The organism is Streptomyces sp. NPDC050703 (genome assembly GCF_040654435.1).
Classification (GTDB): Bacteria; Actinomycetota; Actinomycetes; order Streptomycetales; family Streptomycetaceae; genus Streptomyces.
This window is the reverse complement of record NZ_JBFAHX010000006.1, coordinates 33,560-57,146: the sequence shown is the minus strand read 5'-3', so window position 1 is coordinate 57,146 and position 23,587 is coordinate 33,560. Positions and strand designations below refer to the sequence as shown.

Genomic DNA, 23,587 nt, shown 5'->3' with positions numbered 1-23,587 from the left:
ACATGGGACTCAGGTCCTTCGGGCGTGCAGCAGCAGGATGGACGAGGCGCTCGGCACCGCGCAGGCGAGCCGGTCCAGGGCGCGCAGCGGGCGCGGCACCCCGTGGAAGGGCGCGCCGGTGAGGCGGACCACCTCGAAGCCGCTCGCGGAGACGAACTCCCGCAGCGCGCGGGCGGTGTAGAGCCGCAGGTGGCCCACGACCTCGGTGCCCGGGCGGCCGTGGATGCCGCGCAGGCTCACCTCGGAGAAGACCGGCTGTACGCCCGCGAGGAGCAGGCCGCGGTTGTACCAGGCGGCGAGGTTGGGGGTGGACAGCATCAGATGGCCGCCCGGCCTGAGGACCCTGCGCAGTTCGTCGAGCGCGCTGTCCGGGTCCACCAGGTGCTCGATGACCTCGCTGAACAGGACGGCGTCGGCGGCGCCGCCCGCGAACGGCAGCCCGCCGTCCGCCAGTTCGCCCCGTACGACGTCGGGCAGATGGGCGTGGGCGCGCTTCAGGGCGTCCTGGGACCAGTCCACGCCGATCACCCGGTGGCCCGCGAGCAGCGGGGCGGCGGTCGCCGCCGCCGTGCCGTCGCCGCAGCCGACGTCGAGGACGGTGGCGGGGCGGGACGTGGCGGGGCCGAGGGCGGCGGCCAGGACACGGGCCTGGCGGAGGCTGCGGGCGTCGCCGGAGGCCACGGGGACGGCCGGGTTCTCGTAGAAGTCGCGGAGCCCGGCCGGGGGCCCGGTCGTCGCGGTGGTCACAGGGGCCTCCCGTTCCCGTCGCCCTCCGGGGGCCGCGCCGTGTGTTCCGTCGCGTGGAGGTAGTGCTCGAACAGATCCCGCAGATGCGCCCCGTCACCGTGGCTGAGCAGCGTCTTCGACCAGCGCAGGGCGAGGTGCAGCCGGCCCGCGGTCGACGCCGTGGTCACCGTGAGGCCGCGCGGCAGCCGGGCGGGCGCGGAGAACCACACGGCGTGCGCGCGGCCCGCGTCCCCGAAGTCCAGGGCGTAGGGGACGCGGCCGATGTTGCTCAGGAGCGTCGTCGACGTCCAGGGCGCGGCGGCCCTGCGCAGCCCGCGCGTGAGGGCCGCCCGGAACGTGACGGGCAGCACCGGCGCGGTCAGCAGCGCGGCCCCGTGGCCGAGCTGGGGGCGCGCCATGGCCTTGAGCGCGCGGGTGCGCTCGGAGGTGCGGCACAGCAGGTCGCGGATCGTCTCGGGGGTCCAGTCGCGCCCGGCCAGCTCGGCCGCGCCGAACGGCACCTCGACCAGGCGGGTGCCGTTGCCGATCGGCATGCTCGCGTCGCGCGGCCTGTCGTCCACCGGCATCGTGATGCGCAGGGGCCTCGGCCGGGCCCCGTGCTCGCGGTTCCAGTGGGCGATCATCAGGGCGGTCGCCACCATGAGCTGGTCGTTCACGGTGAACGGGGAGCCCTTGGGCCTGCGCGGCACGGGCAGCTCCGCGATGAGCATGCCGTTGCCGGGCGACGGCTCGGGCGTGCCCTTGCTGACCCGGGCCGGTGGCGCCCAGCCCGACGCGGCGTCCGGCGGCGGCGCGGCGGCCGTGCCCGCGCTCTCCGCGGGGCGGGTCGGCGGCGCGGCGGGGGAGTTGTCCCTGCCGCCGTAGATCTCCGCGGCCGTGGCGAGGACGCGGAGGCAGGCGGGGCCGTCCAGGGCGGTGTGGTTGATGGTGAGCAGGAGGACCGCGCCGCCGTCCGCGCCCGCCCCGGCGGCGCCCTTCGGCGGTTCCTCCGCGGGCAGCACCTCCAGGCGGACCGGCGGCGACGCCGACAGCGGCGGGGCCTCGGCGAGCGCCCGTTGCCTGGCGTGCTTCAGGGCGTCCCGCCCGGCCGGCGGGAAGGACACCACCTCCGTGTCGGCCTCCGCCGTCAGCTCCCACTCGTAGCGGCGGCGGTACCAGGGGCCGCGCGCCTCCCGCACCAGGATGCGGGGGTGGCGGCGCAGGGCCTCGTGGAACGCGGCCCGCAGCCTGGCCGGGTCCGGGGTGCCCGGCAGGTGCACCTCGATGTGCACGGTCTCCGGCTCCTCCTCCTGGAGGCAGTGCCGGGAGACCTCGTCGACGACGGGGAACGGCACCCTCGCGGGCGGCCGTCCGGGCCCGTCCGCGCGCCGTGCCGGGTGTTCGAGTGCGGTCATCGCTGCGTGCCTTCTCCCGGGGTGTGCGGGCCTTCGGCCGGTGGCGGTGCGGTGGCGGGGCCGCGGGCCGAGACGGTCGGTCCCGCCTCCTGGCGTGCCGGGCCCTGCTCGCGGTGCGGCAGCGGGGGCGTGGGCGGCCCGGCCGCGGGGCCCGCGCCGGGCCCGTACACCAGGGTGTCGCCGGTGCCGGTGCCCCGCCGCCGTGCCGTCCGCTCCGTCCCGGAGACCAGGGCCGCGAACAGGGCGATCAGCGCGAGGAGCTGCGCCACGGGGCCGAACGCGCCCTCGTCGGACGCGGCGGCGGCGCCGCCCGCACCCGTCGCCGCCGCGATGCCCGCCCCGGCCATCGCGGCGAACGCGATCGGCACGAGCAGCGCGTGCCGCCACCACGCGAGCAGCGCCAGCGCGGGCACCAGCAGCGCGAACGGGCCCGCGATGACCACGGCCACCAGGGTGAGCGCCACCGTGCCGAGGATCAGGCCGGGGGCGGGCGGCGCGGGCGCCGGGGCGTCCTCGTCGGTCTCGCGGCGCCACAGGACGGCGAGCGCGATCAGGGCCAGGACGCCGACAGCGGCCAGGATGAGACCGATCTCGTAGGTCGTCGACGGCTCGTAGGTGAGCTTCACCGTGCCGCCCTCGCCCTCGGGCACGAGCCAGCCCTGCTGCCAGCCGTCGAGCCGCAGCGAGGACAGCTCCTTGCCGTTCAGGGTCGCCTTCCAGCCGTCGTTCACGTTCTCGTACGTGGTGAGGTACGAGGCCGCTCCGGCGCCCACCGTCAGCTCACGGCGGTCGCCGAGCCAGTCCTTCACCTTCAGCTCGCGCGCGGCGGTGTCGACGCCTGCCGGTGTGCCCCGGGTGAGGGAGGCGTCCATGACGGCGAGGGCGCCCGCGTCCCCGGTCTCGACGCTGTGCGCCCCGGCCTCCAGCTCGACGGTGGTGTCCTTCTCGCCGAGCCGGCAGAGACCGACCTCGATCGGGCGGCGGTCGGTGAGGTCCTTGACCGTGCCCTTCGCGCTCGACTCGTACAGCTCGCCGTCGATCGACATGACCGGGCCCTGGCCGCAGGGGAGCGAGAAGCGCTTCGCCGGGTCGGGCTGCTTCGTGCGGTACTCGTCGAGCGCAGGGACGTAGACCTCGGTGAGGCCCACGGGGAGCTGGAGGTCGGCGTCCGCCACCGGGTTGTGGACCGTGAGCGGTGCCGTCTCCGTGATGGTGATGTCCATCCGGTCGGTGGTGATCGGCTCGAAGCGGGCGTTGCCGTTCTCGTCGACGCCCGCGGTCGCGGCGCCGTCCGGCGAGCTGATCTCGATCTTCTGCGGCCGGGTGGAGAGGCCGCCCGCCGCGGGCAGCACGATCTCGCCCACCGGCTTCTTGTCGGGCCACTTGAGGTGGATGACGGGCCGGTCCCCGCCGCCCGCGACCCAGGCCGTGGTCAGGTCGCCGTCGGTGAGGTTGCGCGGCGAGAGGCCGTTGCCGAGCTTCGCGGTGGAGTCCGCGGTCGCGATGATCTGCTGCTCCTGCTCGGGCGCCACCTTGTAGAGGAGTTCGTCGAGTTCACGGCCCGGCACGGCCACCGCGCTCGCCTTCACCTCGTACTCGCCGTCGGCCGTCGTCGTGAACCGGCGGTGCAGGCCCGACTCGGGGTCCGCCTGCGAGAAGGCGCCGGGGTCGGAGGTGCGGTGCAGGGAGTACGTGGTCGCCTTCGCGTCGGTGACCTTCTCCGCGTCCTTCGGCAGTTGGAGGAGGCGGGTGACCCGCACCTCGGGGATCGTGATCTCCGAGAAGCCCGCACCCGTCAGGCCGGGGCGCGCCACCTGGGAGTCCACGATCGTGATCTTGATGAAGCCGGTCTCGCCCGGGGCGGCCTTCACGCGCTGCGGCTCACCGTCGGTCCGGAGCGGGCTGGTGACGCTGCCGTGCTCCGTCTCCACCCGGATGCGGGTGGGCGCCGCCCGCACGCCGTCCTGCGGCAGCGGGGTGACGCGGAACGACGAGGGCACGTCGACCTTCGCGTTGAACTCGGCCCTGATCCACTCGCCGTCCGCCGAGCCGGGGTTGCCCTCGGCCCAGGCCGTGGCCGGGTTCCCGTCGAAGGCGTTCACCGGGTCGTACTGCGGCAGGTGGAAGAGCCAGTTGCCGTAGCTGGACGCCGTGACCGACCTGGCGCCGCGCAGCTCCGCCGTCGTCTGGTGCTCGACGCCGTCGCTCGGCAGGATCTGGTGCGGCTTCTCGCCCGGGTTCTGGAGCGCGTCGGGCGCGTTCCTCTCGTCCCGGCCGTAGGTGTACGAGGTGTTGGAGCCGACCAGGCCGAAGCGGGTGTCGGCGCGGCGCAGGCCGTCACCGACCGCCTGGAGGCCAGGCGCCCCGAGCCCCGGGTGGTTGTCACCGGCGAGGACGGTAGGACGGTTCCGCATCTCCGGGTCGGCGGAGAGCGGCAGCAGCGACTCGGGGCCGCCGCTGACCACCGCCGTGTTGGACACCGGCTTCAGGCCCGCCTGGCCAGGGCGCTCGGCGCCGTCGCCGGGGGCGTAGACCTCGACGGCGCGCTGGCGCGGGTAGAGGCCCTCCACCTGGATGGGCGTGTCGTCGGCGATGACGCCGCCGGTGGTCTGCGGGCCGAAGCCCGTCACGCGGCGGAAGCCGGACTCCTCCAGGGTGCGCTTGACCGTGGCGGTCGGCACGTTGCCGACCTGGTCGGGGTCGAGGTCGTTGCGGACGACGACGTAGTACAGGCCGGCCCGCGTCACGTAGTCGCGCAGGCCCGGCACCTCGGCGCCGGTCCGCAGTGCCTGCTCGACGGCGTCCATGGCGCGCCGGTTGCCCGGCGTGCCGAACGGCACGTAGTCGCGCTGCGCCCAGCGCGAGTCGGCGAGCACGTCGAGGGGCTGGTCGATGGGGGAGCCCCAGGTGTAGATGCCGTGCGCGGTAGCGGGGACGACCAGGGCCCGCGAGTCGGGCGAGTACTTCTTCAGCCAGTCGGCCGTCGCCTGCCAGTAGGTGGGCAGCTTCTGGAACGAACCCGGCTGGAGGATCGCGCCGTTGACGTAGGGCAGGGCGAGGCCGGGCAGGACCAGGACCGCCGCGATCAGCGGCGCGTACCGCCTGCCCCGCACCGGCCGGGCCCCGCGCGCCCGCGCGGCCACGCCCACGAGGTGCGCCAGGCCGAGGACCAGGGCGAGGGCGAGGCCCGTCTGGAACTTGTAGATGTTGCGGAACGGCACGAGCCCGCCGTCCAGCCACGACTGGACGGTGCCGTGGAAGGGGGCGCCGAACGCGCCGCCGTACCCGGCGAGGGTGATCAGGGCGACCGAGAGGACCGTCAGGACCAGCCAGCGCCGCTCCGGCAGATCGCGGCGCGCGAGCCCCGCGAGGCCGACGGCGGCGGCCAGCGCCGAGCAGACGACGGCGACGACGGCCGTCGCCACCGTCCATCCTGCGGGCAGCCAGGCCTCGCCGAAGTGCAGGTACGCCACCCAGTTGCCGGCGCCGCGCAGGGCCTCGGTCGCCGACATGGTGCCGGTCGTGGTGGCCGAGTCCTCCACGTAGGGCAGGAAGTTCTCGCCGTAGATGCCGAGCATGAGCAGCGGCACGACCCACCAGGCGGTGGCCAGGATGACGCCCGGCACCCACCAGGTGATCAGCTTCCGCTTGCGCGGGCCGTTGGGGCGGGAGAGCAGGTAGAGGCCCACGGGCAGCAGCGAGGCGAGCGTCGCCGCCGCGTTCACGCCGCCCATGAACGGGATGATCAGCGCCGAGCGGCACGCGGCGAGGCGCGCGCTGATCCGCTCGTCCGCCAGCGGCAGCAGCACCCACGGAAGGAACGCGCCGGGCAGCGCCGCCGCCGACGTCGAGCCGATGACCACGGTGAACGTCGGCCACAGGGCGTACACCACCGCGCCGAGCAGCCTGCTGGAGCGGCTGCCGACGCCCAGGCGCTCGGCGAGCCGCAGCGCGCCCCAGAACGCGACCGCGAGGATCAGCGAGAACCAGAGCCGCTCCGCGATCCACACCGGTATCTGCACGAGGTCGGCGAGCCCGTAGAACGGCAGCATCGGGAAGACGTAGCCGACGTACTGGTCCTGGATGCCGCCGAAGCCGCCCCGGTCGTGCCAGAGCTGGCCCAGGTCGGAGAGGAACTGCCAGGGGTCGACGGCGACACCGAGCTTGGTGTCGAACGTCATGCGCCCCGGTTTCGCCGCGAGGAGGAGCACGAACACCACGGCCCAGAACCCGAGCAGCCAGCGCCGCGAGCGCGGCCCCCGCGATGGTTCGGGGGCATCGGTCGTGGGTCTTGCCGCCACCGGGGGTGGGGCCTGCACCGTGGTCATGGACACCGCCTGAGGATGAGAAGGAGATTCCAGGTCGCGACCTCGCGCACCACCGGCACCCTGGTGACCGCCCCGGCCAGGAACGGCCAGTAGCGCGAGCGCGCCGACACCACGGCCACGTCGTCGCGGGCCCGCACCTGCCGCAGGGTCGCGCCGACGTGGTGTGCGAAGAGGTTCTCGCCGAGCTTGTGTTTCGCGGCTCTTCCCGTACGCCGTTCATAGCGGGCGCGGGCCCGGTCGGCGCCCAGGTAGTGCCAGGGCGCCCACTCGTGACCGCCCCAGGGGGAGAGCCAGTTGGTGAAGGAGACATAGAGGAGACCGCCGGGCCGGGTGACCCTGACCATCTCGCTGAGGAACGTCTGGGGGTCGTCGACGTGCTCCAGGACGTTGGAGGAGAACGTCACGTCGGCGACGCCGTCCGCCAGCGGCAGCAGATAGCCGTCGGCGAGGACCGAGCCCTCGGGCGGCTTGCTCCCCGCCGCCGTCATCTCCGCGAGATCCGGCTCGAAGAGGTAGCTCAGCGCGCCGCGCCGCCGGAACTCCTCGGTGAAGTAGCCGCCCCCGCCGCCGATGTCGACGACGACGCGGTCCTTCACGGGGCCGTACGCCTCGACCTGGTCGGCGGCGTCCTCGGCGAGAAGCCTGTAGCAGCGCTCGGGCTCCTGCTGCTCGCGCAGGAAGGCCCGGAAGAGCGTGGCGGAACGGCGCAGGGAGGGGTCCTTCACTCAAGGCCCCTGAGCGGTGTCGGGTTCCAGGTGCGCGGCGACGGCCTCGGCCGCCACCGCCTGGAACTGCCGGACGGTGTTGCCCCAGCGGAACCGCGTGGCCCGTTCGCCCGCGGCCTTGCCGAGGGCCCTGCGGCGCTCCGCGCTGAGCGCGAGGGTGCACCAGGCCGCGGCGAAGGAGCTCTCGCCGCGGGCCAGGAGGCCGGTCACCCCGTCCTCGATGGAGTCGCGGACCCCGGGGACGTCGAAGCCGACCGAGGGGGTCGAGCGGGTCGCGGCCTCGGTGATGACCAGGCCCCAGCCCTCCACGGCGGAGGGGTGGAGCAGCATCCAGGCCTCGCACAGCAGGCGGTGCTTCTCCGCCTCGGACACGTGACCCCTGAAGTCGACACCGGGGCCCGCCATCCGCTCAAGGCGCGCGCGTTCGGGGCCGTCGCCCACGATCACGAGCCGGCCGCCCGTGACGGGCCTGACCCGCTCCCACAGGCGCAGCAGCAGGTCGATCCGCTTGTACTCGACGAGGCGTCCCATCGCCAGGAAGAGCGGCTCGTCGGAGCGGGCGTGCAGCGGGCCCGGCTCCTCGACGCCGTTGTGCACGATGCGTATGCGGTCGCGCTCCACGCCGATCCCCCGCAGCGCGGTGGCCGTCGACGGCGAGACGGCCACCAGGAGGTTGCCGCGCTGCGCGCCGGAGAGCGCCCAGTGCTCAAGGCGCCGGCCCAGCCGGGCGGCGGGGGCGAGCGCTCCGGGGAAGCGCATGCCCCAGAGGTCGGTGTGGACGTGGTTGACGAGGCAGAGCGTCGGCCCTCTGTGCCACAGCGGCGCCAGGTACGGCATGCCGTTGCAGACCTCGACGAGCAGGTCGCAGTCGCCCACCTGCCGGGTGAACGCCGAGCGCGCCCGCAGGTAGTGACCGAACTCGCCGCCCGCCGACACCACGCGGTAGTCGCGGTAGGCGGCGGGGCCGCCGCAGAGCAGCGTGACCTGGTGGCCCAGCTTGCTGAGCCCGTCGGCCAGGCGGTCGACGAGCAGTTCGGAGCCTCCCGCGGCCGGGTTGCCGAGGTCGCGGTGGGCGAGGAAGACGATCCGGCGCGGCTGTGGGGGAGGCGCGGGAAGCCGCTGCGCGTGCCGTGGGGCGGCCGCGCGCAGCGAGGACGGTACGTGCTGGGGCATGCGTGCTCCAACTCGTCTCAGGGTGCGGAACTGTGGGGGGTCCGGTCGGGTAAACGGTTCTGCTGGGTGCTGGTGGGGTGCCGCGGGGTGCAGCGGGGGTGCAGCGGGGGTGTTGCCGGGTGCAGCGGGGTGGAGCGGTGGCCGGGCCGCGGAGCGGTGGGGTCGTTCCGCGTACCTGCGGTGCCCGGCCTGTGCGGGGTGGTGCGGGGGTGGTGCTCGGGTGGTGCGGGGAAAGTGCTGGGGTGGTGCGGGGACTGTGCTCGGGTGGGGTGGTCAGTTTTCGCCGCCCGGTAGCGCGCGGCTACTCACCGAAGTGACAATTTCCGGGCTTTTCAGCGCTGACGTCTCATCACATCGTGCTGGAGTGCAGGGGGCTTCGGGACGCGGCGGGATTCGGACTCCCCGGCTCCGCCGATCCGTCACCGTCCTCGGGGCCGTTCGCCCCGTCGTCCCTGCGGCCCCGGACGACCAGGACGACTCCGGCCACCGCGAGCACCGCGCCGAGCGCGCCCGCCACCACCGGCAGCGTCTCGCCCACCAGCTTCAGCCGGTCGCTGTCGTCCTTGGCGAGCTTCACCTGGGCCTTCTGCGTGGCCGTGTCGAACGCGATCCGCTCGCTGTCGAGCAGCACCGTCGCGTCCTTGTCGGAGCCCGGCGCCCGCAGCGTCTTGCGCGGCCCGATGGCGGCGTAGATGATCCGGCCGGTCCGCTGGTCGGCGACGAGCTCGATGCCGTGGTTGGCGTAGTACTCGTCGGCGATCACCTGGCTCTTCTTCGGCTGCCCGACCAGGCGTCCCGGCACCTGACGCGTGCCGGTCTTGGTGGCCTTCACCGTGCCCGTGAACCGGTGGCCCTCGTAGCCCTGGATCTTCTTCGTGCCCCGGTAGGTGAGCGGCACCGTCGCCCCCAGCGTGTTGTCCCACCAGAGGTAGGACCGCTTCTCCACGTCGAAGGGGAACTTCAGGTACGCCTCGCCCTCGAAGGACGGCTCCTCGCCGCAGCAGTGCACCGGACGGTTCGTCCTCCGGTCGGTGACCCAGCGCTCCTGCGTCCACTGGAGCGCGTCGTGCGGGTCGGCCGCGGGCAGCGAACCGTCCGGGTCCACGGAGGTCACGACGTCCCAGATGGCGCGCCCGTGCTTCTCGCTGTCCGCGACGTCGCCGCGCACCTGCCGGGTGATGGTGAGGTTCTTGTCGCGGACCGTCTCGATCTTCGCGGTGTCGAAATAGCTTCCCTTGCCCTTGAAGACGGTGGTCGTGTCGATGTCGACGGGCGTGCGTTTCGCGCGTGGCTCCACGTACCAGGCGAGCATCGGCGCCAGGACCAGAAGGAACGCGCCGAGACCTAGCAGGATCAGCGAAAAGGGTGAGGTGGTGCGGCGCATGGGGCACTCCTGGGCTATGGGCGGGGAGAAGTGTTACCGAGCCGTACGTATGGGCCGGGAACCGTAGGCGCACCCTTGACGAAGTGTCAATGCGTACCAAACACTGAGTACGCGCCGGACGGGGCCGGCAGGGACTGTGTGACCGGGACTTCATGGCCGAGGCCGTATGGCCGTGGCCGTCCCGGTATGACCAGGGTGGGGACGACCTCCGACAGAGAGGCTGGCCCTCGCCATGCACCGACTGATCGCCGCTTCGCTCACCGTCGCCGCCGGGGCGCTGCTCGCCGTGGGCGCCGCCCTCGGCATCGTCGCGCTCCTCGACGCCACCCCCGACCAGCCCAATACACCGCTCGTGCACTACGAGACGCCAGAGCGGGGTCAGTGAGCGACCGTGGCCGCGACCGACACCCACCCCGCCGACATGGCTCCCCGCGCCGTGCCCTCCACGGGCGGTCAGGCCGCGCCGTCGGCCCGCTCCGCCTGGCGTGACGTGCCGCCCCGCCAGGTGCGCAGGTTCGCCGCGCTCGCCCTGGAGGAGGTGCCCGCGCTCGCCCAGGACATCCTGCGCGAGATCCGTGCCGAGTACCCCGGGCTCCCCGTCGTCCTCGACGACTCGGGCGAGCCGATGGCGCTGGTCGGCATCCGCCGCGCCCTGGAGGGCTTCGTCCAGCAACTGGCGTCGCAGGAGGGCAGGCCCCGCTACCACCTGGAGGTCTTCCAGGAGTTCGGCCGCGGCGAGGGCCTGCACGGCCGCAGCCTCGACTCGCTCCAGGCGATCTACCGCCTCGGCGTACGGCTCGCCTGGCGGCGCCTCGCCGAGATCGGCCAGCAGATAGAGATCCCGCCCCCCGCCATGTACGAACTCGCCGAGTCCGGTTTCGAGTACCTCGACGGCCTCGTCGACCAGTCCGTCCGCGGCTACGCCGAGGCCGCGGCCCGGGAAGCGGGCGAACGGCTCAGGCTGCAGCGCAAGCTCATGGAGCTGCTGCTCTCGGAGCGGCGTCCCGACTCCGGCGGCTCCGCGCCCTACGGCGACCGCGGCCAGGGCCACTCGGCCAAGCAGGGCGCCGCCGCGCTCGGCGGCAACCTCGGCGAGCGGGCGGCCCGCGTCGGCTGGCAGCTCCCCGAGCGTGTCGCGGTGGGCGTGCTGCTCCGGCCCGCGAGGGAGGCCGTCGCCCCCGCGGTCGGCGAGGGCGTCCTGCTCGACATGGAGGCGGAGCAGCCCCGCATGGTCGTGCCCGACCCCGAGGCCGCGGGCCGCCCCGAACTGCTGCGCCGCGCCATGACCGGCTGGTCGGGAGCGATCGGCCCGCCCGTGCCGCTCGCCGACGCCGCGAAGTCGCTGCGCTGGGCCGAGGCCGCCGTACGGCTCATGGAGCGGGGGCTGCTGCCCGCCGGCGAGGTCCTGCACTGCACGGAGCACACCGAAGCACTGGTGCTGCTCCAGCCCGAGGAGCTCATCGAGGACCTGGCCCGCCGCTGCCTCGCGCCCCTGAACCACTGCGGGCCGGCCCATGGCCGCCGCCTCGCCGAGACCCTCCTCGCCTGGCTGGAGACGCGCGGCGGCGCCCCGGAGGTCGCGGCGAGGCTCGGCGTCCACCCGCAGACCGTCCGCTACCGCCTGCGCCAGATACGCGAGCTGTGGGGCGACGAGGTGGACGACCCGGACCGCCGCTTCGAGCTCGAACTGGTGCTGCGCGCGCGGCGGTTGCGGGGGCAGCTGGGCCGGGCCTAGGACCCGGTGGCCCCCGGCCCCCGGCGGCGCGGGCCCGGCTCCGTGCGCCGTCGCCCGGTCAGCAGCACTGCCAGGTGAACATGGCCTTGTCGAAGCGGAGTTCGGCGAGGTCGTCGCGGCGTATGAGCCAGTAGAGGCAGCCGGTGTCGCCCCACATCATGTCCGCCGCGTCGTCCGTGTCGAACTGGGCGAGCAGCACCCACTCCCGCATCTCGTCGACGAGCCGGGGGTCGTGCCAGTCCGTGCCCGGGCCGATGGCGGCGCGGGCGACCTCCAGCTCGACGGGGCCCTGCACCGACTGCGGTGTGCCGCCGAGCTGGTGGCCCACCTCGTCGTCCAGCTGCCACAGGCCGTCGACGAACTTCCGGCCGCACACCGGGTGTTCGTACTCCTCGAAGGGCTCCGCGTCCGGCGCCAGGGCCTCCTGGATCTGCGGATGCGTGGGCTCCGCCACCGTCGGCCGCACGTGTGCGGCGAGCGGCACGTGGGGGTAGGACTCCAGCTCGCAGGGGGTGTCGCGGCGGGAGGTCGGCACTCCCGCCGGTACATGGACGACCCGGGCGCCCGCCCATGTCTCCGGGTCGTCCACCTCGACGAACGCCTCCTCGTCGCCGTCCAGTTGGCCGTCGTAGAAGAAGAAGGAGAGCGTGCCGGACGCCGGGAACGGTATGTCGAGGGCGTCCGCGGGCAGCGCCGCGCAGTCCACCGAGGCGATGAACGACAGCGGTCCCTGCCCCTCCCACTCCGGCCACTCCATGGTGTCAGGGAGCCGGGGCTCGCCGCCCAACTGCCCCACCACGGCCTCGTCCCCGCCCGCCGCGGCCAGCCGGATGCCGGGCCGCAGGAGCCCGAGCCACCGCTCGGCCACGTCGGAGGGAAGGTGCTCGTGCGCGAGGGCGTACAGCTCACCCGAGGAGTTCTGCGTCATGCCGAGAATCATGCCTCCTGCCACTGACAACGCCGCCGCGCCCGGAGTCGTTGATTCCGCACACAACCTTCACAGGGGCGGCTTCCGCTGCCACCGGGAAGCGCCCTAGCCTCCAAGCCTCATGGACTACTGCCACCCGTGCCGCAGGCACCTCAACGGAGCCCTCGCCTGCCCGGGGTGCGGCACTCCGGCCGAAGCGTGCCGGGAGTACGGGCGGTCGCTCACCGGCGCGGACGGGCCCGCCGCCCGCGCCGGCGACGCGTACGGCGCGTACGGCGAGGACACGGTTGCGCCCCGCGCCGGGGGCCGTGCCCGCGCCCGCCGCAAGGAGCGCGGCCGTGCCGCACACCGGCGCAGGCGCCGCAAGGCCCTCCTCGCCACCGCGGGCCTCGCGCTCGCGGCCGGCGGCCTGAGCCTCGCGGAACTGGGCACCGAGGGCCCCTCGGAACAGCCCACGGCCGCGTCCGCCCCCGACGGAGACGCGGGGGACGCCACCGGGGGCGGCACGTCCACGCCGGGCGCCACACCGCCGGGCGGCAGCGCCTCGGCGAGGGAAGCGGTGGCCACGGGGGCGGCCTCGGCGAGCGAGAGCGAGCGGGCGGAGGCCGCCGAGAGGACGAAGCGGAAGAAGGCCCGCGAGGGCGGCGCGGACGAGGACACGCACGACGGCGACGGCGACGGCGTGGACGGGTTGGGGCAGGGCGAGCAGGGCGAGGAGGGCGGCGACGGCCGGCCGCAGCAGCCCTCGCCGACCACGCCCCCGGGCGCAACCCCGGACGCACCACGCCCGACCGGGGCCCCGCCCACCACCGGGGCCCCGAAGCCCACCCCGACCCCGGACCCGACCCCGACGAGGGAGTGCGACCGCTTCCTGTGGTGGTGCACCTGAGCCGAGCCCTGCCGCGCGGGACTCCGTGCCGCCGACTACGTCCGCAGTTCGAACCAGACCCCCTTGCCCGCCCGAACGCCCCCGCCCCCGAAGGGTGCCCCGGGCGCGCTGCCCCAGCGCCCCCCGCTCATGGCGTCGACGAGCCAGAGCCCGCGCCCGGACTCGGCGTCGTAGCCCTCACGCATGACCGGCAGGTCGTCGGACGCCCCGTCGTACACGGTGACGCGCACGCCCGACGCCTCGACGGAGAGCCACACCAGCGACCCCACGCCCACGGCGTGCACACAGGCGTTGGTGACCAGTTCGGACGTGCAGAGGGCAGCGGAGTCGACAAGGCCGTCGAGCCGCCGGGAGCGAAGGACGGAGGCGACGAAGTCGCGGGCGATGCGGGGAGAAGTCTCCAGGGGCGGACAGAAGAGGGTGTACGTGAACGGGGCGACCTGGGGGTCGGGGGGCCAGGCGGGGGTGAGCGGGGCGGCGGGCACGGTTTTGGGCATGGCAGGTCAGCTCCGTCAGGGGGCGTGGGTTGCGAGGTATGCCGCCGGCAGGTGGCAGTGCCCACAACTCACGGGCTGCGGGTGCGCTTCCAACTGGCGTGGGGCTTGGCCGGGTTCAGGGCAGCCAGGGCTGCCTTCACTCTGAGTTCCGAGTACGCGACCGACGGTAGGGCGTAAGGTAGTGACGGCACAAGGTAATGACTCTCCTTCCCCTCTTTCCGGTGACTCGCCTGCGGTGGGCGCGGCATACTCGTTCAGCCGATCAACCTGGGAGTAAGGGCCAATGCCGCCAAGGAGTTCCCCCACCGCCCGACAGGAGCGCCTGGGAAGCGAGCTGCGCAGGATGCGTGAACGCGCGGGTGTAACGGCTCGCGCGGCCGCCGCGCTGCTCGGCTCGAATCCGATGCAGCAGAGTGCTGTGGAGACGGGGCGTAGTGGCATCAGCGAGGAACGGATCCGTCAACTGGCCGCGCACTGCGGCTGTCGAGACGGCGCATACGTTGACGCGCTGGTCGCCATGTCCTTGGAGCGAGGCAAGGGTTGGTGGGAGAAGTACCGTGAGGTTGTCGCCCCTGCCGGGCTCGACCTGGCGGAACTGGAGCACCATGCCTCCCGGCTCCAGACCTTCGAAGTGGCGCACATCCCCGGCTTGTTGCAGACCGAGGACCACATGCGGGCCGCGTTTCGGTACGTGTTGCCCGCCCGGCCCGACGAGGGGCAGGAAGCCCATGTGGCGTTCCGCACGGCACGGCAGCAGGTCATCTCGGGTGTATCCCCCACCCCGTACGAAGCGGTGATCCATGAGGCCGCGCTACGCATCAGGGTCGGCGGTCGCAAGACGGCCCGCGCGCAGTTGGAGCACATCCTCGACCGTTCCGTATCGGACCACGTGACCGTGCGCGTCGTGCCTTTCACCAGCGAGGACTTCGCCGGTGCGGGGTACTCGATGCTGTATGCGCACGGTCCGGTTCCCCAGCTGGACACGGTGCAGATCGACACCGCGCATGGCGCGCAGTTCCTGGATGGAGAGGCGAGGATGGCTCGGTACCAGGCGCGCTACATGCGTATCGCGGACAGTGCGCTCACCCCCGAGTCCTCCCGAGAGCTCATCACCCGCATCATCCACGAACTGTGAAAGGTGCCACCGTGCCGAACGCCCTCAACTGGCAGAAGTCGACCTACTCCGGCGGAGGCGACGGCGACAACTGCGTCGAACTCGCCGCCACGACAACAGCGATACACCTCCGCGAAAGCGACGCCCCCACCACCGCCCTCACCACAGGCGCACCGCAACTCCACGCCCTCCTGACCGCCCTCAAGGCCGGCCACGCCGCACCCACCGGTCAAGCCCGCTGAGCGCTGCCCGCTGAGCGCCGCGCATTGCAGGAAAGTCTCGGACCAGGGGCGCGAACGCCCAGCTCACGCCGAGAGGCTGGGATACTTCCCTGCGACTCACCCTCCGCCCGGCGCGAGCCGGTCGGCGCCGTCAGCCTCCTCGCCCAGCATGCTCCGCAGCAGCCCCCGCAGTGTCACCCGCTCCTCGTGGGAGAGGCGGCCCAGCGGCTCGCGGGCGAAGTTCAGGGAGTCGCGCAGGCCGCGGGCCACCGCCTTGCCCTCGGCCGTGGGCGCCGCCAGCTTCACGCGGCGGTCGGCCGGGTCCGGGCGGCGCTCGACCAGGCCGCGTGCCTCAAGACGGTCGACGATGCCCGTGATGTTCGACGGCTCGCACTTCAGCTTCTGGGCGATGCGGCGCATCGGCATCGGCTCCAGGGAGAGCAGCCCGAGGACCCGCGCCTGCGCCCCGGTCAGCGAGTGCCCGGCGGCGGCCTCCTCGTACTCCTCGTGGTAGCGCCCCACGACCGTCCCGATCAGCTCGACGACTTCGAGCGTCAGCGGGTCGGTGCGGGGAGATGGGGTACCGGAGGCGGTACCGGGGCTGCTCGACATGCTCATCAGGTTACCCGGTTACTTGACATCATGAAATATGCAGGAGCATGGTTGTTTCACAACCTGAAGTATCTGCATCAAGCATTCGTACGCCGTCGTAGGAGGACACCCCCCTCATGTCCGTCACCCCTGAGCAGCAGCTTCCGTCCGTCAGCCGCGAATGGCACCTCGTGCGGCGCCCCGACGGCTGGCCGGTCCCCGAGGACTTCGCGCTGCGCGAGGTCCCCGTGGAGGCCCCGGCCGAGGGCCGCGTCCTGGTCCGCAACCTCTACTTCTCGGTGGACCCGTACATGCGGGGCCGGATGAACGACGTGAAGTCCTACGTCCCGCCGTTCCAGCTCGACCGCCCCATGGAGGGCGGCGCGGTCGGCGAGGTCGTGGCCTCGAACGCCGAGGGCTTCGCCGTGGGCGACCACGTCCTGCACTTCGCGGGCTGGCGCGAGTACGCCTCGGTGCCCGTGCAGCACGCCACCAAGGTCGACCCCGACGCCGCGCCGCTCTCCGCCTACCTCGGCGTGCTCGGCATGACGGGCCTGACCGCCTACGCCGGACTGCTCGAAGTGGCCTCCTTCAAGGAGGGCGACGCCGTCTTCGTCTCCGGCGCGGCCGGTGCCGTCGGCGGCCAGGTCGGCCAGATCGCCAAGCTGAAGGGCGCCTCGCGCGTCATCGGCTCGGCCGGCTCCGACGAGAAGGTCAAGCTGCTCGTCGAGGAGTACGGCTTCGACGCCGCCTTCAACTACAAGGACGACAAGCCCGTCGCCGAGCAGCTCAAGGAGGCCGCCCCCGACGGCATCGACGTCTACTTCGACAACGTCGGCGGTGAGCACCTGGAGGCCGCCATCAGCCGCCTGAACGTGCACGGCCGCGTCACCATCTGCGGCATGATCGCGGGCTACAACGACAAGGAGCCGACCCCGGCCCCGCGCAACCTCGCCCTGGTCATCGGCAAGCGCCTGCGCCTGACGGGCATGCTCGTGCAGGACCACAGCGCGCTCCAGCCGGAGTTCGTCCGCGAGGTCGGCGGCTGGGTCCGCTCCGGTGAGCTGAAGTACCGCGAGACGGTGGTCGAGGGCGTCGAGAACGGCGTGGAGGCATTCCTCGGCATGCTCCGCGGCGAGAACACCGGAAAGATGATCGTCTCTCTCGCCTGAGACGACGGCGGCCGGCATCCGTCGACGTTCTTCCGGCATCCGATAACCTGATTCCGCAAATCGTGGTTGTGGGCGCGCACCACGTCACATCTCAGGAGGAAAGAGCAGTTATGTCCATCCAGAAGATCGACGTCAAGTACACCGCCGTGGCCACCGCGGAGAACGGCCGCGACGGCCGCGTGGCCAGCGACGACGGCAAGCTCGACGTCGTCGTGAACCCGCCGAAGGAAATGGGCGGCAGCGGCGCGGGCACCAACCCCGAGCAGCTCTTCGCGGCGGGCTACAGCGCCTGCTTCCAGGGCGCCCTCGGCGTGGTCGCCCGCAAGGAGAACGCCGACATCTCCGGCTCCACCGTGACCGCCAAGGTCGGCATCGGCCAGAACGAGTCCGGCGGCTTCGGCCTTGAGGTGGAGATCTCCGCCTCCATCCCGAACGTGGACGAGGCCACCGCGCGGTCCCTGGTCGAGAAGGCGCACCAGGTGTGCCCCTACTCGAACGCCACGCGCGGCAACATCAAGGTCGAGCTCTCGGTCGCCTGACCGCACGCCGTCCGCACCGCATGAGGGCCGCACCCCGAAGCCGGGGCGCGGCCCTCACGCGCGCGTGCGTCAGCCCGCGGCGAGCGCGGCCTCGTGGACCGCCCGCACCAGCCGCTCGTTCTCCGCGGCCGGGCCGCCGGGGAAGGCGTACCGCCGCCGCGTGTAGCCGTAGGCGAGACCGCCGCGCGGATCGGCGAACGCCTGCGAGCCGCCCACGCCGCTGTGCCCGATGGTGCCCGCGCCGAGGAACGGGTACACCGCCTCGGACGTCGCCTGGAAGCCGACCCCGAACGCCCTGTGGGCCCGCAGCGCCAGGTCGTGCCCCACGGACTGGACCTGCCCGAACTCCGCGACGGTGGCGGGCTTCAGCAGCGCCTCACGGCCGTCGACGCCGGTGACCGCCGCCGCGTACATCCCGGCGAGGCCCCGTGCCGACGCCACCCCGCCGACCGACGCGGGCCCCTTGGCGCGCACCAGGCGGGAGTTGGGCAGCGCCTCCAGGTCGGTGGGGTGCGCCCCGTGGCGGTTGAAGGCGATGGAGCCGAGGCTGTGCGGCTGCGGCGGCTGCGAGGCGAGCAGCGCCGCCTCCTCGGGCGTGGGCGCCATCGGCTGCACGGAACGGAACCGCCCCTCGTGCTCCTCGGGCAGCCCCAGGAAGAAGTCGAGCCCGTACGGCGCGCGCACCCGCTCCTCGTACACCTCCTGGAGGGTCTGCCCGGTGGCCCGGTGGACGACCTCCCCGGAGAGTGCCCCCACCGTCAGGGCGTGGTAGCCGAAGGCGGCCCCCGGGCGCCAGAAGGGGCGCTGCGCGGCCAGGCGTGCGGCGATCGCCCGGTCGTCGGCGACCTCCGCGGGCGAGAAGCCGGAGTCGGCGCCCACCACGCCCGCCCGGTGCGCGAGCAGCTCCCGCAGGGTCACCGCGCCCTTGCCCTCGGCGGCGAACTCCGGCCAGTAGTGGGCGACGGCCCGGTCCAGGTCCAGGACGCCGTCCTGCACGAGCAGGGCGACGACGAGGTGGGCGGCGCCCTTGGTGGAGGAGTAGACGCCGTACAGGCCCTCGCCCGCACCTTCGGGACCCGCCCACAGGTCGACGACCTCGCGGCCCCGCACATAGGCGGTGACCCGGCCCTCGTACCCGGGCAGCTCGCCCGCGAGCACGGCGGTGAACTCCTCGCGCACCGCCTCGTAGCCCTCGGCGACCGTCCCCTGGACGCGGCGCTCGCGGGTCATGACCGGCTCACGCTCAGCAGCGCCCGCCCGACCTGCGGGAACACGCCCTTCGGGTGGGCGCGGAAGAGCGGTTCGGTGCCGAAGAGCACCACGTCCGCGCCGCCCGCGGACCCGCTGACGACCGAGGCGCGGCCCGCGGCGTCGGCAGGGCCGCCGGAGCCCTCCTCCGTGGCCCGCCAGTGCCCGGAGACCAGGGGGTCGCCGGTCCCGTACCTCTGCTCCACGCGCACGCCGGGGCCGAGGTCGGTGAACCACGAAGGCGAGTAGACGAAGCTGTGGCCGGGGGCGCCGCCGGTGATGGCGCCGCCCGCGTTGGACACGCGCACCACGCCGTTGGCGTCGCCGTTGCCCTCGACCTGCTCCGCGGCGAGCAGGCCCGCGTCGGCGTTGAGCGCGGCGCCGGCCGCGCCACGGCCGACGAGGCCGCCGCCCCCGGCGAGGAACGCGTCGAGCGCGGACCGCGCCGCCGGGTTCAGCTTGGCGCGGTCGAGCCCGGCCGACACCATGAGGGCGTCCGCCTTCCGCCAGTCGAAGCCGGCGTTGAGCACGGCCGTGGAGACGGGCACCACGTCGAAGCCCATCTCCCGCAGCGCGAACAGCTCGCCCGGCGTGACGGCCGCCGCGACCCGCGTGCGGTGCAGCGCTTCGCGGCCCTTGTCCTTCGTGGCGTCGAACGCGACGTCGTACTTCTTCGCCGCGGCGGTCGCCGCCCCGCGCGCGGACGACGGCAGGATCGCGCCGCCCTTGCCGTCGGCCCGCGCGGTGACGCCCTTCGCGAGCAGCGAGTTGAGCGCCGCGACCTCGCGCGGGTCGTCGAGCCGCAGCCGCAGGTTCCCGCGCGGTGCCACGTAGGCGACGTCGGAGGCGGTGTGCACCACGCGCGCGTGGACACCCTTCAGACCGCCGGTCCTGACGGCGTCGACGCTCGCGCCCCAGAGCCGTCCGAGGCTCCACCCGGAGATGTCGTACATCGTCGACACCTTGTCGCTGATGTCCCGCCCGTCGGCCAGCATCACATTGGCGAGGCCGCGCTTGGGCTGGTGCATGTCCACGACGTACGAGCCCTCGGCGTACGTCCGCCCGCCGAGCCGGAAGCCGTGGGTCGCGCGCTCCACCCGTACGTCGTTGGCGACGAGATGGTCCACGAGCCGGGCCGCCGCCGTCGCCGAGCGCTGGCCGCGGCCCGCGGGGATCACGTACGCGCGCGGGAACTCGGTGGTGTACACGTCCTCGGGGCCGATCCCGGGCACGCCGGGCACCGTCTCCTCGGAGACGGGGACCTGCTCGGCGCCGGTCGCGCCGCGCCGGAAGACCTCGATCTGGTCGGCGATCAGCGAGGTGCGGTGCTTTTGGGTGTAGTCGAGGGTCGCGCGCATGGCCGCGCCCGCGATGTCCACGTTGACGGCGGCCCTGCGGCGCAGCTCGGCGACCGGCTGCGTCTCGTACTCCGCGTTGTTGACCTGCATCGGGAACTCGATGGTGTGGGTCGCGACCGCGCCGTGGAACGGCATGTACTGCGGGGTGAAGATCGGCGGCCAGTCGTCCCAGCCCTCCTCCTGGTCGCGGAAGGGGATGACCGCGGGCAGCACGCCGTCCTTCTCCTCGGTGTAGCCGAGGCCGTTGACGGCGGCCTCCATGCCGAGGGCGTTGGCGTAGGAGTTCTTCAGGAACAGGTCGTACTCGTAGTTCTCGCCGTGCGGGGGAGTGGTCGGCTCGATCAGCGTGCCGTTCACATAGCCGTGCAGGTCGATCATGACGGCGGGCTGCTTGTCGATCGCGATCTGCCGGACCGCGCGCGCCTCGGGCTGGGAGGCGGTGATGAAGTCGCGGTTGAGGTCGAAGCCGCCCGCGTTGGCGCGGGTGCCGGCGACGCGGCCGTCGGGGTTGGAGGTGACGTTGAAGTAGAGGCGGTGGTGCGCGAGGAGGTCCCGGCTCTTCCTGTCCTCGGCCTTCGCCAGCTTCTCGATGAGCTTCAGGGCGGCGTCGGTGCCCTCCCACTCGTTGCCGTGGATGTTGTTGTTGATGAACACCGGCGTCTTGTACGAGGACTTGATCGCCTTGTCCTTCGCGGCGGCCGCCGGCGCGTTCTCGATGCGCTCGCGCATCCGCTCCTGCCGGGCCGCCTCGCGCGCCGTCTCCGGTGCCGTCACGGTCACCAGGTAGAGCTCGTGACCGCCCGCGGAACGGCCCGCCACCTCCACGCTCACGCGGTCGCCCACGCGCTGGAGGGCGTTCAGCCTCGGGGCGATGCCGTGGTACGGCGTGAGCCCCAGCTTTATCGACTTGTCGGCAGGATTCTCCGCGGGCACGGTGAGCTTCCGCTCCCGCGGATAGCCGCGCCCCTCGCCGCTGCCGAGCCCGGCGGCCCCCGTGTCGCCGAGGGCCCGCTCCGCGGCCCGCTCCGGGGCCTTGGCCGCCCGGTCGGCGCCGAGCGGAGAGCCCTCGCGGACGGCGGGGCGCGGCGCCGGGTCCGCGGTCGCGGTGCCGGGGGCGAACGTGGTGAACAGCAGCGCGCCGGCCGTGGCGGCGGTGGTGGCCAGAACGGGTCTTGATGGCCGGGATATACCCATGCGTACCTCCGGGAGATCGTCAAGCGAGGTCTTACCGGTTCAACTCGCGCGCAACAAGGGGGTTTTCCGTAACGGCGCCCTCCGTCGTGACGGTTCTGGCACACGGTGTCGACCGAACCCCCGTGCCACGGCGGTTAGGGTGTGCCGCATGCGCGATCTCGGTGTGGGCTTCGGCTATCTGATGAAGGGCCAGCGCTGGGTCGCCCAGCACGGCAAGCAGTACGGGATGGGCCTGTTGCCCGGCCTCATCACCCTCGTCCTCTACGCCGCCGCGCTCGTCGCGCTCGCGCTCTGGGGCGCCGATCTCGTCGGCTGGGCCACGCCCTTCGCCGACGACTGGTCGTCGCCCTGGCTCGGCCTCTTCCGCGGCTTCCTGACGGCGCTGCTCTTCGCCCTCGCGCTGCTGCTGTCCGTCCTCACCTTCACCGCCGTGACGCTCCTCGTCGGGCAGCCCTTCTACGAGTCGCTGTCCGAGAAGGTCGACATCGCCGAGTCGGGCCACGCCCCCGAGTCGGGCCTCCCGCTCTGGCGGGAGCTGTGGATCTCCGCGCGGGACAGCCTCCGCATCGTCGTCCGCGCGGCGCTCTGGGGCGTCCTGCTCTTCGCCCTCGGATTCATCCCGGTGGTCGGCCAGACCGTGATCCCGGTGATCGGCTTCTGCGTCACCGGCTTCTTCCTCGTCGAGGAACTCACCGCCGTCGCCCTCCAGCGCCGCGGCGTCGAACTCCGCGAACGCCTGGCCCTGCTGCGCTCCCGCAAGCAACTGGCCTGGGGCTTCGGGACGCCGCTCGCCGTCGCCTTCCTCGTGCCGTTCGTCGCCGTCTTCCTGATGCCGGGCGCGGTCGCGGGCGCGACGCTGATGGCACGGGACCTGATGGGCGAGAACGCCGGGGAGGACGACGCCGGGGGCGCCCCCGCGCAGGGCGGGGGCTTCCCCGGCCGGTCCGGTGACTTCCCCGGACCCGGCGGACAGGGCGGCGGATTCGGTACGGGCCACCCGGCCTGACCGTCAGGACGCCGAGACGGCCGTCCGCAGGATGCTCCGCACCTGGGCGATGATGTCGAGCCGGTTCCGCACGAAGTCGGGGTCGGTCACCGCGCCGGTCGCCGGGTCCGTGTTCCCCGAGCCGAACTGCAGCACGGGCGTGTGGACATGGCCGCCGGGCAGCCGGTCGTGCAGCCCGAGCCGGTCCCGCAGCAGCGTGGCCCGGTAGGCGATCTCGTTGGACAGGTAGTCCCCGCCGCCGCCCGCACGGGCGGCCGACCCCTCCGTCGGCCCGTCCGGCCGCACCACCGGCTGGGTGCCGCCCGCGGGGACCTCGGTCACCGACGTGTTGTCGTAGACCGGGAAGCGCCCGGTCTCCGCGTCCACGATCGCCCGGTACGGGAGGGTCGTCGTCGTCCACTGGGGCTGCGAGGCGGGGTCGCTCACCGGAACCAGCCCGGTGCGCGAGGCGTTGTCGTTGTCGGGGAAGCCGCCGCGCCAGGCCCCGTTGGTCCGCTCCACGTCCACGCGGCCCACACGGCCCTGGCTGATGGTGGTGAAGAGGTCGACGCGCGGCAGCACCGGACGCAGTGCCCGCTCCACCTCGCCGTCGGTGAAGTCCTGCCAGCGCACGGGGAAGGTGACGGCCTCGACGCGGGCCGGGCCCTCGGCGGTCCGTATCGTCGTGCCGTCGAGGGCCAGCGCGGTCGCGCCCGACGGATTGCTGATCCGGACGTCCCGGTCGAGGGTGAACGGATCGAAGCCGGTGACGAGGACGCGCTTGACCCCCTTGCCGTGGTGGCGCCCCGTGAAGCGGACGTCGTCCTGTCCCCGTGACGTCGTCTCCAGGGCGTCGATGAGGCGCGCGCGCCGCTCGTCGCCCAGGGAGAACCGGTTCGGCTCCCACTGCCGCAGCTCCCGCGTCATCCCGAGCCGCGCCCAGTAGAGCGGCCGGTCGTCGTCCCTGCTCAGATCGCCACCGGCCGGCCCGCGCCCCTGCGCCCTGTCGACGGCCCCGCGCCACAGCGACCTGCCCTCGCGCTCGACGAGCCGCCGCGCCTGGTCGTAGGAGCGCGCCTTGGCGAGCGCACGGGCCAGCTCCGGCGCCCGCGAGGCGAAGCCACTGCGCCGCAGGATCTCCTGGGGCGCGGCCCGGTCGAGCCGCGCCTCCTCGACGGTGACCGCACGGCCACCGGCGTCCTTCGGGGCGGCGGAGGCGGGCGCGGAGACGCCGAGCCCGGCCAGCAGGGCGGCGAGGCCGAGCGCGCCGGCGAGCCGGGAGCGGGAGCCGCCGGGCATGGGGGGACGAGAGAGCACGCGAGGGCGAGGGGACACGCGGTTCCTTCCGTAAGCGGTGCACCGTTA

20 protein-coding genes are annotated in these 23,587 nt (G+C 73.4%); 8 read left to right on the top strand and 12 right to left on the bottom strand.

Annotated features, from left to right (window positions below):
- Positions 1-9: 9 nt before the first annotated feature.
- From AB0I16_RS07755 to AB0I16_RS07730, 6 genes are all read right to left on the bottom strand, one after another.
- Positions 10-747 (bottom strand): class I SAM-dependent methyltransferase, encoded by a 738-nt coding sequence (locus AB0I16_RS07755; RefSeq protein WP_363248412.1) that lies wholly within the window; start codon positions 745-747, stop codon positions 10-12.
- Complete coding sequence (locus tag AB0I16_RS07750) at positions 744-2,141, bottom strand: condensation protein (RefSeq protein WP_363248411.1); 1,398 nt, start codon at positions 2,139-2,141, stop codon at positions 744-746. The genes AB0I16_RS07755 and AB0I16_RS07750 overlap by 4 nt, the downstream gene beginning before the upstream one ends.
- Positions 2,138-6,469, bottom strand: a complete 4,332-nt coding sequence (locus AB0I16_RS07745) for an alpha-(1->3)-arabinofuranosyltransferase (RefSeq protein ID WP_363248410.1) — start codon at positions 6,467-6,469, stop codon at positions 2,138-2,140. Before AB0I16_RS07745 ends, AB0I16_RS07750 begins: the two co-directional genes overlap by 4 nt.
- Positions 6,466-7,194 carry a class I SAM-dependent methyltransferase gene (locus tag AB0I16_RS07740; RefSeq protein ID WP_363248409.1) on the bottom strand — a complete coding sequence of 243 codons (729 nt, stop codon included), beginning with the start codon at positions 7,192-7,194 and terminating at the stop codon, positions 6,466-6,468. The genes AB0I16_RS07745 and AB0I16_RS07740 overlap by 4 nt, the downstream gene beginning before the upstream one ends.
- Positions 7,195-8,367 carry a glycosyltransferase family 4 protein gene (locus AB0I16_RS07735; RefSeq protein WP_363248408.1) on the bottom strand — a complete coding sequence of 391 codons (1,173 nt, stop codon included), beginning with the start codon at positions 8,365-8,367 and terminating at the stop codon, positions 7,195-7,197.
- Between the two features lie 349 nt (positions 8,368-8,716).
- The gene (locus AB0I16_RS07730) at positions 8,717-9,751 is read right to left on the bottom strand and encodes a DUF3068 domain-containing protein (RefSeq protein WP_363248407.1); all 1,035 of its coding nucleotides are present in this window, start codon (positions 9,749-9,751) and stop codon (positions 8,717-8,719) included.
- Positions 9,752-9,983: 232 nt separating this feature from the next.
- On the opposite strand from AB0I16_RS07730, the gene AB0I16_RS07725 reads away from it, so the two are divergent.
- Together AB0I16_RS07725 and AB0I16_RS07720 are read left to right on the top strand one after the other, a co-directional pair.
- Positions 9,984-10,136: a hypothetical protein gene (locus AB0I16_RS07725; RefSeq protein WP_162933590.1), complete on the top strand. Its 153-nt coding sequence runs from the start codon at positions 9,984-9,986 to the stop codon at positions 10,134-10,136.
- Positions 10,137-10,172: 36 nt separating this feature from the next.
- Positions 10,173-11,486: a helix-turn-helix domain-containing protein gene (locus AB0I16_RS07720; RefSeq protein WP_363248594.1), complete on the top strand. Its 1,314-nt coding sequence runs from the start codon at positions 10,173-10,175 to the stop codon at positions 11,484-11,486.
- A 58-nt stretch (positions 11,487-11,544) separates the two neighbouring features.
- Here the strand turns inward: AB0I16_RS07720 and AB0I16_RS07715 are convergent, their stop codons facing one another.
- Entirely contained in the window at positions 11,545-12,414 is an 870-nt protein-coding gene (locus AB0I16_RS07715) for a YwqG family protein (RefSeq protein WP_363248406.1), read from the bottom strand.
- A 121-nt stretch (positions 12,415-12,535) separates the two neighbouring features.
- On the opposite strand from AB0I16_RS07715, the gene AB0I16_RS07710 reads away from it, so the two are divergent.
- Positions 12,536-13,303 carry a hypothetical protein gene (locus AB0I16_RS07710; protein ID WP_363248405.1) on the top strand — a complete coding sequence of 256 codons (768 nt, stop codon included), beginning with the start codon at positions 12,536-12,538 and terminating at the stop codon, positions 13,301-13,303.
- A gap of 35 nt (positions 13,304-13,338) precedes the next feature.
- Here AB0I16_RS07710 and AB0I16_RS07705 read toward each other — a convergent pair whose 3' ends face one another.
- Positions 13,339-13,800 carry an ATP-binding protein gene (locus AB0I16_RS07705; RefSeq protein ID WP_363248404.1) on the bottom strand — a complete coding sequence of 154 codons (462 nt, stop codon included), beginning with the start codon at positions 13,798-13,800 and terminating at the stop codon, positions 13,339-13,341.
- 343 nt (positions 13,801-14,143) lie between these two features.
- Between AB0I16_RS07705 and AB0I16_RS07700 the strand changes: the two genes are divergently transcribed.
- Together AB0I16_RS07700 and AB0I16_RS07695 are read left to right on the top strand one after the other, a co-directional pair.
- The gene (locus AB0I16_RS07700) at positions 14,144-14,935 is read left to right on the top strand and encodes a DUF5753 domain-containing protein (RefSeq protein WP_363248403.1); all 792 of its coding nucleotides are present in this window, start codon (positions 14,144-14,146) and stop codon (positions 14,933-14,935) included.
- A gap of 11 nt (positions 14,936-14,946) precedes the next feature.
- A complete protein-coding gene (locus tag AB0I16_RS07695) occupies positions 14,947-15,156 on the top strand; it encodes a DUF397 domain-containing protein (protein ID WP_363248402.1) in 210 nt (69 codons plus the stop codon).
- Between the two features lie 96 nt (positions 15,157-15,252).
- Here the strand turns inward: AB0I16_RS07695 and AB0I16_RS07690 are convergent, their stop codons facing one another.
- Positions 15,253-15,747, bottom strand: a complete 495-nt coding sequence (locus AB0I16_RS07690) for a MarR family transcriptional regulator (RefSeq protein WP_363248401.1) — start codon at positions 15,745-15,747, stop codon at positions 15,253-15,255.
- Positions 15,748-15,863: 116 nt separating this feature from the next.
- Between AB0I16_RS07690 and AB0I16_RS07685 the strand changes: the two genes are divergently transcribed.
- Together AB0I16_RS07685 and AB0I16_RS07680 are read left to right on the top strand one after the other, a co-directional pair.
- Positions 15,864-16,898 (top strand): NADP-dependent oxidoreductase, encoded by a 1,035-nt coding sequence (locus AB0I16_RS07685; protein WP_363248400.1) that lies wholly within the window; start codon positions 15,864-15,866, stop codon positions 16,896-16,898.
- 110 nt (positions 16,899-17,008) lie between these two features.
- A complete protein-coding gene (locus tag AB0I16_RS07680; protein ID WP_363248399.1) occupies positions 17,009-17,437 on the top strand; it encodes an organic hydroperoxide resistance protein in 429 nt (142 codons plus the stop codon).
- Positions 17,438-17,506: 69 nt separating this feature from the next.
- Here the strand turns inward: AB0I16_RS07680 and AB0I16_RS07675 are convergent, their stop codons facing one another.
- Entirely contained in the window at positions 17,507-18,667 is a 1,161-nt protein-coding gene (locus tag AB0I16_RS07675; protein ID WP_363248398.1) for a serine hydrolase domain-containing protein, read from the bottom strand.
- A complete protein-coding gene (locus tag AB0I16_RS07670; RefSeq protein ID WP_363248397.1) occupies positions 18,664-21,237 on the bottom strand; it encodes a M14 family zinc carboxypeptidase in 2,574 nt (857 codons plus the stop codon). The genes AB0I16_RS07675 and AB0I16_RS07670 overlap by 4 nt, the downstream gene beginning before the upstream one ends.
- A 148-nt stretch (positions 21,238-21,385) precedes the next feature.
- Here AB0I16_RS07670 and AB0I16_RS07665 point away from each other — a divergent pair, with 148 nt between their 5' ends.
- Positions 21,386-22,243 (top strand): EI24 domain-containing protein, encoded by an 858-nt coding sequence (locus tag AB0I16_RS07665; RefSeq protein ID WP_363248396.1) that lies wholly within the window; start codon positions 21,386-21,388, stop codon positions 22,241-22,243.
- Between the two features lie 3 nt (positions 22,244-22,246).
- Here AB0I16_RS07665 and AB0I16_RS07660 read toward each other — a convergent pair whose 3' ends face one another.
- Positions 22,247-23,521 carry a pyroglutamyl peptidase gene (locus AB0I16_RS07660; protein WP_363248395.1) on the bottom strand — a complete coding sequence of 425 codons (1,275 nt, stop codon included), beginning with the start codon at positions 23,519-23,521 and terminating at the stop codon, positions 22,247-22,249.
- Between the last annotated feature and the right edge of the window lie 66 nt (positions 23,522-23,587).